The sequence below is a fragment of the Oceanobacillus jeddahensis genome (genome assembly GCF_000750635.1).
Lineage (GTDB): Bacteria > Bacillota > Bacilli > Bacillales > Amphibacillaceae > Oceanobacillus > Oceanobacillus jeddahense.
This window is the reverse complement of the sequence record NZ_CCDM010000003.1, coordinates 548,318-564,312: the sequence shown is the minus strand read 5'-3', so window position 1 is coordinate 564,312 and position 15,995 is coordinate 548,318. Positions and strand designations below refer to the sequence as shown.

The following is a 15,995-nucleotide window of genomic DNA, read 5'->3' as shown; positions in this document are numbered from 1 at the left end:
TGGATGAAGCAAAAGAAATTTTATTTGGACTATAGTATAATCACCATTTTATTCTTATTATTTATCATTAGTTTATTTGCTATATATAGTGGTTCAGGACAATACGCGCAATCACAACCCTTTTATTTTGTAATTCGTCAAGCTATCTGGTATATTTTCGGTATTTTAATTATGTTGGCTGTTATTTTTTTTGACTATGAGCTTTTAAAAAAACAAGCATTTAAATTATATGGGATTAGCGTTTTACTTCTCGTTGCTGTCCACTTTTTTGGTGTTTTTCGTAATGGATCGCAGCGTTGGTTGAATTTAGGAGTTTTTGAGATACAGCCGTCGGAATTTATGAAAATATTTCTTATTATTTATTTAGCTGTTTTGCTGGAAAGACACGGGAATCGAAAGTTATCTTTAAAAATGAGTATCCAATTAACTCTCAAAGTAATTGCAGTAACATTTATTCCATTTGTTTTCATATTTCTGCAGCCGGATCTGGGTTCTGCCTTAACCGTATTAGCGATTGCCTTAACCATGATTATTGTTTCCAGTATTTCTATTAAAGTTATTTTACCGATATTGTTTACGATCGTTGCTTCGGTTTCTGGTTTAGTTTTCTTGTATGCCTATAATGAGGACATTTTTTCGAGGTTATTTCAATCACATCAAATGGATCGAATTTATGGCTGGTTAAATCCTGCCGAATATGCATCTGATTACGGATATCAGCTCCAACAGGCGATCATGGGAATTGGTTCAGGGCAATTAAGCGGTGCTGGATTTAATCAAGGAATGCAAATCCAAAATGGGAATGTTCCGGAAGCACATACAGATTTTATTTTTACAGTAATCGGAGAGGAGTATGGATTTATCGGTGCAAGTATCCTGATTTTATTATATTTCCTGCTTCTTTATCGAATTACAAAGGTTGCTTATGAAGCAGATAATTTATTTGGAGTCTATCTTTGTGTCGGTATCATTGGAATTCTTGCTTTTCAAGTTTTCCAAAACATTGCTATGACAATTGGACTCATGCCAATCACAGGTATTACGTTACCATTTATCAGTTACGGCGGGAGCTCACTGATAACCAATATGATCATGATGGGTCTGGTGATTAGTGTACAAATCCGTTCTTCAAAAGATTATTTATTTCGAAAAAAGGCGATTAGTGAATAAAGAGAAAGCTAAAAATCTTCCGATGCTGATTTTAGCTTTCTCTATTTTAAGCGGTTGGAAACTGTAAAGGGCTTAAGGAAAAAAAGTATAAGGACAGTGCTTCTAAGGGGCGAGTAAGCAAACAAAAATGTTCTGCTGATATAAATTTAAACCTCAATTGGAATAAACAAATTTCTTAAATTTCCCCTTCAAAATGAACTCTATGATAAAATAGCGATACAGGTCAAACAAATAATGATATAAAACATATGATGTGTTAAGTATCGTAATTATGTCATTAGAGTCAATGAGGAGAGGATTTGGATGAAGAAAAAAGTTGGTATTGTATTTGGAGGGAAGTCCTCAGAGCACGAGGTTTCTTTACAATCAGCAAAAAATATTGTGGATGCGATTGATTTAGATAAGTATGAAGTATATCTGTTAGGGATTGATAAACAAGGGAACTGGCATGTTAATGACCGTTCTCATTATTTAATAAATGAAGAGGATCCAAGTTTAATTGCATTGAATAAAACAGGAGAAGGGATTGCGATTGTTCCTGGAGCTGAAAAGAACCAAATTATTCAGACGGACTCCGATGTCAGCATGGATCAGTTGGATGTTATTTTTCCGATTGTTCACGGTACTCTTGGAGAAGATGGCAGTCTGCAAGGAATGCTCAGAATGGCTAATATTCCGTTTGTCGGGTCCAGTGTGCTTGGCTCAGCGATTAGTATGGATAAAGACATTGCCAAACGTTTGCTGGTTGATGCCGGTTTAAACGTTGCCCGTGGCTACAGCTTCCGTAAAGGAAAACAGGATCAAATCTCCTATCAGGATATTGCAGCCGAACTAGGTACGCCATTATTTATTAAGCCGGCAAACCAAGGCTCTTCTGTAGGGGTACACAAGGTGGAAACGGAAGAAGCATTTAATCATGCGATTCAGGATGCGTTTCTGTATGATCATAAAATTTTAGTAGAAGAAGCTGTTGTTGGAAGGGAAATAGAGTGTTCTGTATTAGGTAATGAACAGCCAATTGCATCGGTGCCGGGAGAGATCCTTCCAACCGTCGAATTCTATTCGTATGAAGCGAAATATATTGATGAATCTGGAGCGAGATTGGAGATCCCTGCAGCGTTAGAAAAAGATGTTGTAGAACAAATTCAAACAACTGCCATTCAAGCTTTTGAAGCTCTAAATTGTGAGGGGTTAGCTAGAGTAGATGTATTTTTAAAAGAAGATAACACCATTATTATTAATGAAATAAATACTTTACCTGGATTTACAAAAATTAGTATGTATCCAAAGCTTTGGGAAGAAAGCGGAATTTCTTATCGTGAATTGATAGAAAAATTAATTGAATTGGCAATCGAAAGACATCAAAGAGACCAGCAATTAAAGAGCTCTATTCAAAATTAAAGATGTAAAAGGATGGTTGAATGTCTAGCAACAATGCAGAAAGAAACAGTATCAAAGCTTATTTAGAATGGAATTTGCCGTCACTGATTTTTCATTTTTTCTTAACCGTTTTTGCGATGCTTACGGTACTTTTCATAAATCAACTGCAAATCATATTCTTTGGTGTTTTAATCGCATATACTCTATTTGGATTAGCTTTGAAAAATCAAGGAACACTATTCAAAAATATACAATCTGTTTCTTTGGTTTTTATTATTAATCTGATCATGTACACATTAGTTCCTTTGGCAGTAGCTGAGGTACTTATGTTTTATTCCTTACCATATCTTTATTTAGCTTTTATAAATGAACAATTAATTTTCTTAGCTATTATATTACCATCTATTTGTATGCTGATTGGATTATATGTGAAAATACTCATAACAAATTTAAAAAAAGAATAGTGATTACCAATGTACAAAGAGGAGCTGTCATAAAGAAGCAGTTCCTCTTTGCAATAAAGCCTTGATTTTTAGTTAGCAGATGGCTAAGAATGGGTATACTATGAATATGTGTAATTGGGAAGGGAGGGAGCCGCTATTTTTAATAAACGTATTCGTCACATTCAACGTTATCGTCAAATACTTGTTGCATTTTCCCGTAATGGTTTTGGATATATCGTGAAAGAATTGGGACTACAAAAGGTTGTTTCTTTACCTGAAAAGGTACTGAAAGGGAAGAAAGAAATACATAGCAAAACTACGGGGGAGCGAATTCGTCTTTTCTTAGAAGAATTAGGGCCGACTTTTGTCAAACTGGGACAAATTGCAAGTACAAGAAGTGATTTAATCCCGCAAGATATTATTAAAGAATTAGAGAAGCTGCAGGACCAGGTTGGACAAATTCCGTATACCGAAATTCAGGAAATTATAGAAAGAGAATTGGGAGAACCGATTCATGCTATTTTTAAAGATTTTAACCAAGAGCCTTTAGCAGCTGCATCGATAGGTCAAGTCCACCAAGCCATTTTACAGAGCGGGGAAGAAGTGGCTGTAAAGGTTCAGCGTCCAAATATTGAAAAGAAAATTCATACCGATTTAGAAATTTTAATGAATTTTGCAACCCTCGCAGAAACGCGTTTAGAATGGGCGCAGCAATATAAAATCACAGAAATTATTGAAGAGTTTAGAGCGTCGATTCTGGCTGAATTAGATTATACATTAGAAGGACGAAATGCACATAAAATTGCGATGAATTTCAAGAATGATCGTGAAGGCGTTAAAGTCCCGGATGTTTATTGGAAATTTACAACGGAACGTGTCCTGACGATGGAGTTTGTCAAAGGGATTAAATTGGACGAGAATGTACAGCTTATTCAGGAAGGTTATCAGCCTAAAGTGATTGCTGAAAAATTAATTCATAATTTATTTGAGCAGATTTTGCTGGATGGGTTCTTTCATGCAGATCCGCACCCAGGAAATGTGATGGTACTTCCCGGTCACCAATTATTATTTATGGATTTTGGAATGGTCGGAAGGCTCACACCGCTGATGAAGGAGCATTTGACCGATTTGATTATTGCGCTTGCCCGTCAAAATACACATGCTATCGTGAAGGCGATCTACCGAATGGGGGTTGTCCCTGATGAGGTCAATGATGATATGATGCGGGCGGATATTGAAGAGCTTCGGGATAAATATTATGATGTTCCGTTTAGCCAAGTCAGCCTGGGGGAAGCAGTGAATGATTTGTTCAGTGTTGCTTCTAAACATCAAATTCGTATTCCGGCTGATTTATCGCTAGTCGGAAAAACACTGATAACGCTGGAAGGCACAGTGGAAAGATTAGATCCGGATATTAGTATTGTTAAAATTGCGCAGCCTTTCGGGAAACGGTTAATTAAAGAGAAATACCGGCCGAAAAAAATAGCTGAGGAAGTTTATGAACAGGCCGACGATTATAAAGATATTTTCTTAGATTTACCAGAGCATGTGAATGCTGTTTATAAGTTGATACGTAAAGGTAAAGTCCCTCTGGAAATATCCGTCTCCAGAGTGGATATGATTCTGAAGAAACTGGACAGAATCAGTAACCGTTTATCTTTCAGTATTGTCTTATTATCTTTCAGCATTATTATGGTTGGATTAATTATTGGTTCATCCATAGCGGGAGAGGTTTCTTATTTTTGGAGTCTGCCAGTTATTGAAATCGGCTTTGTTGTTGCTGTACTGATGTTTATATGGCTTATCTTTGCGATATTCAGGTCGGGAAGGTTTTAGTTTTAAACAGAGAAAAAGCTTATGTCAAAAGGGCGTACCTTTTTGACATAAGCTTTTTTAGTGTAAATTAAAATACTTTATCACCGTTGAAGATAGAGTTTTTAACGACAACATAATCCACTGTGCGGATAGCATCTAAACGTTTTCCGCCAGCGTAAGAAATAGAGGATTGAAGATCTTGTTCCATTTCAGTCAATGTATCTTGAAGAGCACCTTTGTGTTCCACATACATTTTCTTGCCTTCAACGTTTTTCTTTTCTCCTTTTTGGAACTCTGAGGCAGAACCGAAGTATTCTTTCAGTTTCTTGCCATCTTTTTCAATGGTCTCTCCTGGAGATTCCTCATGACCTGCAAATAAGGAACCAATCATGACCATGGAAGCACCAAAACGTACGGATTTTGCAATATCGCCATGTGTGCGAATGCCACCGTCTGCAATGATTGGCTTGCTAGCAGCTTTTGCACACCAGCGCAGTGCTGCTAATTGCCAGCCGCCAGTTCCAAAACCAGTTTTAATTTTAGTAATACATACTTTACCAGGACCGATACCTACTTTGGTAGCGTCAGCACCAGCATGTTCAAGTTCACGGACAGCTTCTGGAGTTCCAACATTTCCAGCAATTAAAAAGCTGTCTGGTAAATGCTTTTTAATATGTTTAATCATACGGATAACAGGTTCGGAATGGCCATGTGCAATATCAATGGTGATATACTCTGGAATTAAGTTGTTATCAGCAAGTGATTCAACAAAAGCATACTCGTCTTCTTTCACACCGACACTGATCGAAGCGATTAAATCTTGTTCGTGCATTTTTTTTATAAAATCAACACGTTTCTCAGGTTCGAAACGGTGCATAATATAGAAATAATTATTTTTAGCTAAATATGTTGCAATATTTTCATCGATAATTGTCTGCATATTTGCAGGCACAACCGGTAGTTTAAAGCTTCTTCCACCAAATTCAATAGAGGTATCGCATTCTGACCGGCTATCTACGACGCATTTTGCGGGAACTAATTGGATATCTTCATAATCAAAAACATTTTCCATTTAAAACACTCCTAAACACGAATAAAATTTGTATTGGATATTAAAAACATTCGCCTTTAGTAATTTAACTCAATCAGGATGTTTTGTCAATGGTTTGTGCTTAGCTATCGACAAAATAATTTGAAAAGTAATGCTCTTCACTAAAATCTGTAGTTAAAATTAATGAATAAACATTATAAAAGGGAAGAATAGTTTATTGGATAGGGCATAACAGTACTTAATCGGAAAAAGGAAGTCATGCTATAATGAATAGATAATTATTTTAATATGACGATTAGAAAGGGGAATACATAATGCCTATATTTTCAAAAGATGCGTTAAAAGGAAGACACGTATTAATAACAGGTGCAACTGGCGGAATAGGAAGAGAAACAGCAAAGATTGTCGCGCAGATGGGGGCTAAAGTCACTGTTACCGCCCGGAATACAGATAAGCTTGCTGAACTTAGACAGGAGCTGGAAAGTCTCACAGATGCTTCGAATATCTTTGTACAGCAGGCAGATATAACAGATGAAGCAGAAAGAACGCAATTGGTCAGCAATGCCCGGGAAACATTGGGATTTATTTCTGATTTAGTCAATGCGGCTGGAGTTGCGGGAAATAAGACGGTGGATCAGCTGGAAGAAGCCGATATTCAAGCAATGCTCACTGTGAATTATTTGTCTGCATTCAGTTTAACGAAAGAAATTTATCAGGAGATGCAAGAAAAGCAACAGGGTAATATTGTCAATGTAGCATCTTTATCTGGTTTGCGGGGGACATATGGAAATAGCGCATATGCTTCTTCTAAATTTGCGATGATTGGCTGGACACAATCTATGGCTCTGGAAGCGGTCGCCTATAATATTCGTGTCAATGCAGTTTGTCCCGGCTTTGTTGATACAGAAATGGTACAAGGTTTATTTGAAGCAAAAGCAAAAAACACGAATCAATCCTTTGAACAGGTAAGAAAAACAGCAGAGGAGTCTTTGCCGTCTAAACGAATAACGACTCCGAAAGAGGTAGGCAATACAATAGCGTACCTGCTGACAGATGCTGCACAGAATATTGTAGGAGAATCGGTGAAAATTTCAGGCGGGGCTGTCATGCGATAAGAATCATTGTTATTCCATGATGAAAAGAAAGACCAGCGGAAAATTTATCCACTGGTCTTTCTTTTACTTATTTTAAATCAAACGTAATTTCTTGCCCTTTGGAAATATCCTCAGCGTCTGAGTTTCGCATTGGTCCGATTTCAATTTCCATGCTTTTATCGATCCAAATTTCTTCATACATTTCTTTATCAAGTAAGAATGTCTGTAACAGCTCTCCTTGTTCTCCAGGTTCGATGTGGTCATTTATATCATAAGGAAGCAGCATGCCTTCACTTAAAAGATATTGGGAACCATCATTAACAGTCAGTTTTGTAGTTAGAGAGTTCAGACCAATTTCCTCATCACCCTGGTTATCGATTTCAAATTTAATCGTAGCAGCTACTAAATTATCAGGATCTGTAAATCGGTCTTCTTCATATTGGTTCGGTGTAAAATCAACAAATTGATAACCATCTAATGTAATTGTTACATCTCCCAGTTCATCACTTTCGCCAATTCCGTCTTCTTGCTCAATCATTTCTTTATCGCCCATGTTATCTGCGCTGATACTATCTTGGTAAAAACCTTGGCTTTCTACTTCAGCTCTTTCTTCAACATTTTCTTCATCCAGTGAAAGTGTCAGTTCTCCACGCTCTCCAACCCGATATTCTTCAGAGAATTCATCCTCTTCCGTAAATGGAGTTTCAATATCAATGGTGACATTTCCATCTTCTTCAAGAATTTCTTCCAGCTGTTTTTCGCCGATTGGGTAAGCTAAGTATCCATGATATGATTCTCCGCCTTCAAGCAGACGATCATCATCACTAGGTGACAGTATTTGCGTTAACTCTACATCACGTGGTATCAAATCCAGGTTTGGACCGGCTGCTTCTGAACCGCCAAAATAATGTAAATAAAAGAGTGTAGAATAATATAAATCCTGATCTGAATCATTTTCAACAGTAAATTCTGTTAGAATAATTCCGCCATCTGTCTGGTCGTCAAAAGGAATACTGAATCTATTATGAAAATCCTTTAATTCTACCAATTGATAAGCATCTAGAGTAACTGTAACATCCTCCATCTCATGAGATTGAGGTTCATTGTTTTCAAATAAAACTGTCGCAGTACCCTCTGTTTCTTCTTCCATTGCCTCAATAAGTTCATCAAATTCTGCATTGGAAGATTCTGTTTGCTGCTGTTCTTCCTCATCAGCATCTTCTTCATCAAAAGAAGCTTCTTCATTTTCCATTTCCTCTTCCAATTGCTCTGGTTCCTCTGATTCTTCATCAGATTCTTCTTCTGTTTCGTTTTCTTCCTGATTTGTTTCCTGTTCTTCTGCATCAGCTGCGTCATCTTCATCACTGGAGCCACAAGCAGTTAAAGCAATTGCGAATACAGCTGCAAGAAGAACGTAAAGCATTTTCTTATACATCTTATACCTCCATTTTTCCGAAATATATATAATAGTAACATAATTTACTAAGAATAGATGAGAAAATTCATAAAAAAATATCCTTTTTTAAAGAATTTTACCTGTTTTATTTGATTTTTTGAGAAATAATCGTTGATAATTAATGAATTAGAAGAAAGAAGAGCACTTAATGACATATACAATTCGGGGTATAGATAAAAATTTAAGATACCGAATGTTAATCATAGAAGGAGTGAAGTATATCTAGGGTATGGGAATGGTCTCCTTTGGAAAATGTTTTTCCACTTGCGGTTTTACTAATTTATTTTCTGAGTCGAACGTATAAAAAATATGTATCAAGCAGTTATGCTTCATCAATTGCTAAGAAGTAGATTATGGATTATGCTTGTTTCTTTTAAAGTCTTTTTAATGATTATACTAATGTATATTTTGTGTCTTGGTTTTATTGTGATGGAAACTGCGACTTATATTGAATATGATAACTGGACGATATTATTATTTACAACAGTTTTATTGTTTATAATGATATTAATTGGTCTCGGAACAATAGTAGAAAGCAATACAAGAATACAATTCCTAGCTGGCAAAAAATAAAAGTTTTCCAGCAGAATGATACGTATAATTTCAAGATAATACTGAGAAGATTCTAGAATATGGGAAAGCAGCAGGTCCTGTTTTTGGTACATTAGGCTTTGGTTATAGTATGTATGATGATAAGTTTAATAATGATAAATCTGTAAGTGAAGCTGCGGTACATAATTTGTTATCAGTAATAAATTGGACAGGTAACGTTGGTGAGACTCTACATGATAGCTTAGATGTAATAAATTCATTTTATTGATAGGTATTTGTAAGCTTAAAGGGGAGAGGTTATTAAATGAATTGCGAAGTACAACATTTAGCAAAAAACATAAGATATCGAATTTTGGTTATTAACGATGAGCATTATATCCTGGATATGGAGAGATCTTTTTGGAAAATTATCTTTCCTTTTCTTTTTTGGATAGTACCTAGCTCTATATTTAAATTGGAAGATCAGGATATTGTGGAACAGTTGAAAGCACCGAAAAGGAAAAAGACAGACGGAGCGTTACTGATATCTTTAGGAGGATTTGCTTATGTGCATGGTATTCTTTTAACCCCTTTAATGGATTATTTTGAAGTTCAAAGCTCTGTCTTCGTCAATAGCATTCTTTTAATCATTGCACTAATCCTTGTGGCTTTATTATATTTATCCATTAGCCGTACGCGTAAAAAGAATCTGATTGATGTTGTTGAACTTAAGACATTACAACAGAATATAATACAGGTTTGGCCTAAATCTATCAAACATATTTTCAAAGTAATAACAGTCTATACTGGATTATTAGGATTAAATCTATTGTTCTTTGTAGGATTTATAGAAACTCAGAATATTATGCTGTTAATTATTGCATCAGTATTTTTGTTCGCTTTTTTGTTATCCAATCGTATTACAGTTGAAGAAGGCTATACTACAGTGGGATTTAAAGATTGAAAAAAGCAATTTAAACTACGGATAAAAAATAGTGAAAACAATAGTAGGTAAAGAGAGGGGAAACAATTATGCTACCAATTGGTTCAATTGTATATTTATAGAGAAGGAACAAGTAAACTGATGATTTTGAACCGGGCTCCGATACTTCCTTCAGAAGAAAATCAAGAAGAAGGAATATGATATGATTACTCAGGATATTTTTATCACGGAGAACCGCCCGTAAAACTCCCGCCTCAAAATAAAGAGCGAAAATAAATTTATTTAGGAGGGAGATAACGGGCGTTAACTCCCTGAATCACTTAGGCTAATTCAGTGGGAGAATGAAGGAAGCAGACTAAGTTCGCGACGTCCTGGGACTGGGGCTGCGATTACTCGCCCCACCGAAGAGCTTTTGCGATTACTCGCCCCATCGAAAACCGTTGTCGCAACGTCTGCGCTAGCACATCCTATGCGTCGAAAAACTCCCACTGAATGAAGTTTCGTTTTATCCACAAGTATTAAATCCCGCTAAAGTTTATTACTTTAATGAGGAAAACATAGATAAAGTGATCATTGAAGGTTTCAAGGATGAAGAATAGGAGAGTTTCCAAAAGCTTTTCGAGGACTGGTTACAGGAAGAAAAACCAAACATTAAAAAAGGAACGATTACAGGTCCAATGGAATAAGAAAAAATGGAATTATTATGGCAAAGAAGCATATTATCGGTATGCTTCTTTAAAAGTCTTCTACCAAAGAAGGAATTATGTTAATAATCAGCACCAAAAGATATAAAATAATTTTTACATAGCTATTTTTAATAACTTCACAAACTTAGTAGTTACTAAAAGCTTTTTTACTCAATATTATTTTACGAATCAATCATCATTAAGAAATAATTATTTGGAAGATTTTAAAGTAAAGTACCGATGTAAGCAATTGAACTGCTGTAGAAATATAAATAAATGCTGGATATTAATGAATTGGATAATGTAGGAGCAGCAAAACGGCAGAGAAAACTTGGAATAGTGCCAAAGACTTTGGCAGCAAAGCTGTTGAAACAGCAGGATCAGTAGCTGAATCCATTGGAAATGGGTACATTCTGGTTTGGATTCATTAAAAGGCGATAATGTCTTTTATAGGATGAATACGTATGAATAAAGCTTATTCATTATGAAATAACTGTAAGTAATAAACACTGTGCAAAAATGAAAGGAAATGTTATATGAAAAATATATTATCAGGATCTTTCTCCCAAGTGGAAGATACGGTCAGTGAGAGCTTTGCAAAAAATTCTATTGATACAATAGAGAGATTTTCTTTTGGAAAGATTATTATATTTATATTGTTTTTTATGGGGGGATTCTATGCTTTTTATGGAGTGAGTATATTCCTGGGAAATAATATGGGTAGTACATCAATTGTACTTGATATGAATAATGAGTATATTCCATTCTTAACAAGTATCTGGTATCCAATCGTACAAGGTATATTAATGTTAATTACTGTATTTGGAGGCTCGTATTTAATGAGGAAAAATAATGTAAAGGCATTTTATATTTATAATATTTCTTTTACAGTTTTTGTGTTCCTGATTATATTATTATTTTTTAAGCTTGCACAATTGGCTGTATATTCTTTTCCATTGCGTATGGTGTATACTGTCTTATTTAGCTTGTGTCTTGTTTATGTTTTTGTTCGGAGTTACCAAAACGCGAAAGAAATGGTATTTGGGGAGAAAAAGAAAAGAAGTGCCATCGTGGAATGGTTCAGTAGAAATAAAAAAAGTGTGTTAAGTGTTTTGGCAGGTGTTGGTAGTCTGTATTATCTTGGCAAGGTTATTTTTCCTCCAGCAGGAGACTTGGAAACCCGTATAATTGGAGGGCTGATCGATTTCTTACCGCTGCTTGTCTGTTTAATTCTTTTAGTATTTCTGATTTTGAATAGTAATATAATTAGAAGCTACTACCTTAATAAATACTCTGAAGAGTTTAGAATAAAATTCGGAGTAAACAAAAGCGAATGGTACGGGAAAAAGTATGTAGATAAAAATAACACTAACTTGAAAAAGCATAATTCATAGTTTTATTTATGCAAATTGGTTGTTGAACTACGAAATATAGAGTAGGAAGTACAGAAAATACACTCATCATATGAACCGATTGGCCAGAAAACAAACTAGTTTCTCGAGTATAGATAGTCGAGGATGTAACTTAGATGAATATATGTAAGGTATTTAGGCAAAGAGGAAAAGGCTATTCCTTTGCCCTTTTTACTTATTTTTCTGAAACAATTAACTGAAGCGGTGCGTTTTTCATGTTTTATTAATCAGATGATGATAGCAAGGGACCTTTAAGGAAACGAAAAACTTATGAAACAAGGAGTGGAAATAAAATAATAGAAATAATGTTATCAAATGGAATGACAGTTTTATTAAATGGATTAGATCGGGCAAGGCAATAAATAGATAGTAGATGGGACACCGTAATAAATGGGACTAGAAACGTTGGTGCATCCCTGCATAACAGCCTAGACGCAATCGTTCCATTTTCTTGGTAAGTACTAATTAGTAGGTTTAAAGAGGAGCGTTTTTGTAATGAATTGTGAAGTACAACGTTTAGCTAAAAATATACGGTATCGAATTCTAATTATCAACGGCGAACAATACATCTTGGATATGGAACGGTCATTTTGGAAGATTATATTTCCATTACTCTTTTGGCTGGCACCTAGCCCTGTATTTAAAGTAGAAGATCATGCCATCGTTGAACAATTGAAGACAGAAAAAAAGGAAAAGGCGGAAAGTTCATTGGTCATATCTTTAGGAGGAGGGGGCTATGCAATCGGCATCCTTTTAACACCATTAATGGATTATTTTGAAATTCCAAGTTCTCCAATGGTTAACATTATGCTCCTTATTCCTGTTTTAATAACGATAGCTTTATTGTATTTTTCTATAAGCTATAAGCGTAAAAAGAAGTTGGAAAATGTTATTAAACTTGAGAGATTACCACAGTATGTATTATGGATTCGACTAAGTTCAATGAAACTCATTTTCAAATTTCTTGCGGCTTATATTTTTCTTTTAGGATTTGTTCTATTAAGTTTTCTACTGTATATCCAGACAGGGAATGTCATGGTTTTAATTACTACATCGGGATTATTATTCCTTCTGCTACTTGCTAGTCGTGTAACAGTTGATGAAGGCCATACTAGTGTGAGATTTAAAGGCTATAAAAAGGTAGTTTAGCACTTTAAATAAGAAATTAATAAAAAATAAGTATTTTTAATCTCTACATAAAAGCTTAGTAGCTCTTAAAAGACTTTTTACTCCATGTTGCTTCTATGATTCCATCATCATTAGAAAAATAACTAATTGGAAAATGTTAAATTAAGATTCGAATGCAAGCAGATGGATTCTATCCTTAATTATAGTGTTCAAGTACATGTTGATGGCAAAAAATAAGAAAAATGCAACTGGAAGAGTAAGAGAGTACAGTGTTATTTCATTATAGGCGGTATAGATTTGCAGCAGGAGAACTAATCGATGGTTTAGGCTCTATATTTAGTTGAAATTTCGAGGAGGGATAAAATTTGAAAAGAAATTTAATTCCAATTTATAGAAACCAGGATCTATACACTTTATTTTATGATCAGAATGAAAAAGTTATTTATAAAATACCATTTTGGAAAAAAAACTCTATTAGTAGTGTATATTTAATTGTTATTGCGCTTTATATTATTGGTTTTCTTCTTAATGGTTTTTATCAAAACTATTCCAATGTTCTCCTTGATATTATTTTGCTTATATTAGGGATAGGAATTGCTTATGTTACAGTTGATAAAATATATCAAATCTATTATGAATATGAAAAAAAACATCCAATTATTTTAGACTTTTCTTATTTAGAAGAGTGTATATATAAAGGAATGAAACAATCACGGATAGAAATAGTTGTTATTGTTCTTTCATTTTTGTTTGCAATAGTTGCTTTTGCTTTGTTTTTTATCGCCAATAGCATAGAACCATTAATTATCGGATGTTTAAGTACCACTGTTTTTCTTAGCTTTATATATATGAAGCCATTTAAACGACGTAAGGTAATAAAAGAATGGAGTAAAAAAAGATAAATATAGACTTCCCCCGTTGTCTTGGGAATTTTCAAGTTGATAACTCAATTAAAAGGAGCATATTTAATGAATTGCGAGGTACAACATTTAGCTGAAAATATAAGGTATCGAATCCTGATCATTAACGGTGAACATTACATCCTGGATATGGAGCGGTCCTTTTTAAAAATTATCTTTCCGTTTTTCTTTTGGTTGTTGCCTAGTCCAGTATTTAAAGTGGAGGATCAAGCTGTTATGGAAAAATTGAATGTGGAAAAAAAGGAAAAGGTAAATAGTGGCCAGATAATAATGTGGGGAGGAATTGCCGTTGTGCTTGGTCAGTTTTTAACACCTCTAATGGATTATTTTGAAGTTCAAAGTTCTTTCTTTGTCAATAGCATTCTTTCAATCATTGCACTAATCCTTGTGACTTTATTATATTTATCCATTAGCCATAAACGTAAAAAGAATTTGATTGATATTATGGAGTGTAATCCATTACAACAGAGTATAATACGGATTCGACCTAAATCTACCAAACATATTTTCAAAGCAATAATGATCTATACTTGGGCTTTAGGATTAGTTTTATCAGGCTTTGTAATGTATATTGATTCGGGAAATATCTTGATATTAATAATTGGTTCGGGGTTTTACTTCGCTCTATTAGTTATCAACCGTATTTCAGTTGAAGAAGGCTACACTACTGTGAGATTTATAGACTAAAAAAAGTGGTTTAGCTCTTCTAAATAAGAGAATAGCATAAAAAAATGGAAGCAAAGTCATTTTTGTTGCCAAGGAGGTGGAAACAGCAGCTCTAAGTGGATTTTGCGTCTCAAACTCAGTTGCATGAGGAGTAGCAGCTTTTGTAATAGTAAGTGTAGGTCTGACAATAACTTTTGAATTTACATATGAAAATAACGTTTTCGAGTATCAAGATATTATGGACTAGATAGGTGACAAGATAGTCTGGAAACTGTGAACGGTTGGGCATCTTATGCAGCGGATGCTTTTGGAAATGCGCATGAAAGTGGTCTGGGTGCACTAAACCCGTTTTCTTTATGGGATTAAGTTGATAATTTCAATAAATGAAGAAGAACGCTTTCAAGAGTTTTTTCAAGACTGGTTGCAGGAAGAAATACCAAACATTAAAAAAGGAACGATTACAGGTCCAATGGAATAAAGAAGCATATTATCGTCGGTATGCTTCTTTTGTTAAGAACTTTTTACCAAATAAGAAAGGCTAATCAGTATCAAAAGATACAAGAATTCTTATATAGGTTAGATATTTTTAATCTCTTCATAAACTTAGTAGTTACTAAAGTTTTTTTACTCCATATTGATTCTATGAATCAATTATTATTTCGAAATAACTAATTAAAAATGTTAAATCAAGTTCCGAATGCAATCAATTGAACTGCTCAAAGTGAAAATAAATAAACTAAACATGAAATCAGTAATTCGCGTGTTAAAATTCCATTGGAGGGAATTAAGGAAAGAGAGTTTATCTTGTAGAGGATGTAGGAATATGAAACACAATTTATTCAAAAAAATTAAGAATTTAAAAAAAGATACCTGGCGTTTAATTGTACTATTTGTTTGGATCTTAATAATAGGTACTTTTGAAATTGAACTCACTTTCTGGACCACTTTTATTGTTTGTATGTCAACTATTATAATAGGTACCATGTTAAAACGTATTGTCGATAAATGTGGAGATAATAATGAATTATCATAACTTGTTACGCGATATGTAGCAAATGATGTTATAAAAAACTGTTTACATAGGCGGCCCTCAAAAGTTAAAAATTTTTATTATGCATCTGAATGGATGGGTTTAGTATGGCATTCGACTGGAGGTAATCCAGCTAATTTTTCTTTTGCGCTATACATTGGTAAATCTATTTTTAATATTACATAGCTTATAAATGCTTTCCCATAAAGTATTTGGTAATTTAAAATTCCGAGAGGAAGCCAAAACATAAAAAAGTAAAAAATTGAATGA

15 protein-coding genes are annotated in these 15,995 nt (G+C 34.3%); 13 read left to right on the top strand and 2 right to left on the bottom strand.

Annotated features, from left to right (window positions below):
- The first annotated feature begins 3 nt into the window (after positions 1–3).
- The 4 genes from rodA (at position 4) to BN986_RS16025 (ending at position 4,829) form a co-directional block, all read left to right on the top strand.
- The gene (gene rodA / locus BN986_RS16040) at positions 4–1,170 is read left to right on the top strand and encodes a rod shape-determining protein RodA (protein WP_040981906.1); all 1,167 of its coding nucleotides are present in this window, start codon (positions 4–6) and stop codon (positions 1,168–1,170) included.
- A gap of 303 nt (positions 1,171–1,473) precedes the next feature.
- Positions 1,474–2,571, top strand: coding sequence for a D-alanine--D-alanine ligase (ddlA, locus tag BN986_RS16035; protein ID WP_040981904.1), 1,098 nt, complete (start codon positions 1,474–1,476; stop codon positions 2,569–2,571).
- Between the two features lie 20 nt (positions 2,572–2,591).
- Positions 2,592–3,014 carry a hypothetical protein gene (locus BN986_RS16030; protein WP_040981902.1) on the top strand — a complete coding sequence of 141 codons (423 nt, stop codon included), beginning with the start codon at positions 2,592–2,594 and terminating at the stop codon, positions 3,012–3,014.
- Positions 3,015–3,149: 135 nt separating this feature from the next.
- On the top strand, positions 3,150–4,829 hold the full coding sequence (locus tag BN986_RS16025; RefSeq protein WP_187378572.1) for an ABC1 kinase family protein: 1,680 nt from the start codon (positions 3,150–3,152) through the stop codon (positions 4,827–4,829).
- A gap of 67 nt (positions 4,830–4,896) precedes the next feature.
- On the opposite strand, the gene guaC is transcribed toward BN986_RS16025, so the two are convergent.
- A complete protein-coding gene (gene guaC, locus BN986_RS16020) occupies positions 4,897–5,880 on the bottom strand; it encodes a GMP reductase (RefSeq protein ID WP_040981900.1) in 984 nt (327 codons plus the stop codon).
- A gap of 293 nt (positions 5,881–6,173) precedes the next feature.
- Here guaC and BN986_RS16015 point away from each other — a divergent pair, with 293 nt between their 5' ends.
- Positions 6,174–6,974: an SDR family NAD(P)-dependent oxidoreductase gene (locus BN986_RS16015; RefSeq protein ID WP_040981898.1), complete on the top strand. Its 801-nt coding sequence runs from the start codon at positions 6,174–6,176 to the stop codon at positions 6,972–6,974.
- Positions 6,975–7,041: 67 nt separating this feature from the next.
- Here the strand turns inward: BN986_RS16015 and BN986_RS16010 are convergent, their stop codons facing one another.
- Positions 7,042–8,388 carry a DUF5068 domain-containing protein gene (locus BN986_RS16010; RefSeq protein WP_040981896.1) on the bottom strand — a complete coding sequence of 449 codons (1,347 nt, stop codon included), beginning with the start codon at positions 8,386–8,388 and terminating at the stop codon, positions 7,042–7,044.
- Positions 8,389–8,718: 330 nt separating this feature from the next.
- Here BN986_RS16010 and BN986_RS28110 point away from each other — a divergent pair, with 330 nt between their 5' ends.
- The 8 genes from BN986_RS28110 (at position 8,719) to BN986_RS15970 (ending at position 15,728) form a co-directional block, all read left to right on the top strand.
- Positions 8,719–8,982: a DUF443 family protein gene (locus BN986_RS28110; protein ID WP_074435690.1), complete on the top strand. Its 264-nt coding sequence runs from the start codon at positions 8,719–8,721 to the stop codon at positions 8,980–8,982.
- A 283-nt stretch (positions 8,983–9,265) separates the two neighbouring features.
- A complete protein-coding gene (locus tag BN986_RS16000; protein ID WP_040981892.1) occupies positions 9,266–9,904 on the top strand; it encodes a DUF443 family protein in 639 nt (212 codons plus the stop codon).
- A gap of 443 nt (positions 9,905–10,347) precedes the next feature.
- A complete protein-coding gene (locus tag BN986_RS27110; RefSeq protein ID WP_148417154.1) occupies positions 10,348–10,482 on the top strand; it encodes a DUF4176 domain-containing protein in 135 nt (44 codons plus the stop codon).
- A gap of 623 nt (positions 10,483–11,105) precedes the next feature.
- Positions 11,106–11,963, top strand: a complete 858-nt coding sequence (locus tag BN986_RS15990; RefSeq protein WP_040981888.1) for a hypothetical protein — start codon at positions 11,106–11,108, stop codon at positions 11,961–11,963.
- A gap of 513 nt (positions 11,964–12,476) precedes the next feature.
- Positions 12,477–13,130 carry a DUF443 family protein gene (locus tag BN986_RS15985; protein ID WP_040981887.1) on the top strand — a complete coding sequence of 218 codons (654 nt, stop codon included), beginning with the start codon at positions 12,477–12,479 and terminating at the stop codon, positions 13,128–13,130.
- A gap of 344 nt (positions 13,131–13,474) precedes the next feature.
- Positions 13,475–14,011 (top strand): hypothetical protein, encoded by a 537-nt coding sequence (locus BN986_RS15980; protein WP_040981884.1) that lies wholly within the window; start codon positions 13,475–13,477, stop codon positions 14,009–14,011.
- 66 nt (positions 14,012–14,077) lie between these two features.
- On the top strand, positions 14,078–14,716 hold the full coding sequence (locus BN986_RS15975) for a DUF443 family protein (RefSeq protein WP_040981882.1): 639 nt from the start codon (positions 14,078–14,080) through the stop codon (positions 14,714–14,716).
- 802 nt (positions 14,717–15,518) lie between these two features.
- Entirely contained in the window at positions 15,519–15,728 is a 210-nt protein-coding gene (locus BN986_RS15970) for a hypothetical protein (protein ID WP_040981880.1), read from the top strand.
- Positions 15,729–15,995 lie beyond the last annotated feature (267 nt).

Coding starts and splice junctions, on each gene's coding strand:
- rodA (WP_040981906.1), top strand. CDS start 4: ATGAAGCAAAAGAAATTTTATTTGGACTATAGTATAATCACCATTTTA.
- ddlA (WP_040981904.1), top strand. CDS start 1,474: ATGAAGAAAAAAGTTGGTATTGTATTTGGAGGGAAGTCCTCAGAGCAC.
- BN986_RS16030 (WP_040981902.1), top strand. CDS start 2,592: ATGTCTAGCAACAATGCAGAAAGAAACAGTATCAAAGCTTATTTAGAA.
- guaC (WP_040981900.1), bottom strand. CDS start 5,880: ATGGAAAATGTTTTTGATTATGAAGATATCCAATTAGTTCCCGCAAAA.
- BN986_RS16015 (WP_040981898.1), top strand. CDS start 6,174: ATGCCTATATTTTCAAAAGATGCGTTAAAAGGAAGACACGTATTAATA.
- BN986_RS16010 (WP_040981896.1), bottom strand. CDS start 8,388: ATGTATAAGAAAATGCTTTACGTTCTTCTTGCAGCTGTATTCGCAATT.
- BN986_RS28110 (WP_074435690.1), top strand. CDS start 8,719: ATGTATCAAGCAGTTATGCTTCATCAATTGCTAAGAAGTAGATTATGG.
- BN986_RS16000 (WP_040981892.1), top strand. CDS start 9,266: ATGAATTGCGAAGTACAACATTTAGCAAAAAACATAAGATATCGAATT.
- BN986_RS15990 (WP_040981888.1), top strand. CDS start 11,106: ATGAAAAATATATTATCAGGATCTTTCTCCCAAGTGGAAGATACGGTC.
- BN986_RS15985 (WP_040981887.1), top strand. CDS start 12,477: ATGAATTGTGAAGTACAACGTTTAGCTAAAAATATACGGTATCGAATT.
- BN986_RS15975 (WP_040981882.1), top strand. CDS start 14,078: ATGAATTGCGAGGTACAACATTTAGCTGAAAATATAAGGTATCGAATC.
- BN986_RS15970 (WP_040981880.1), top strand. CDS start 15,519: ATGAAACACAATTTATTCAAAAAAATTAAGAATTTAAAAAAAGATACC.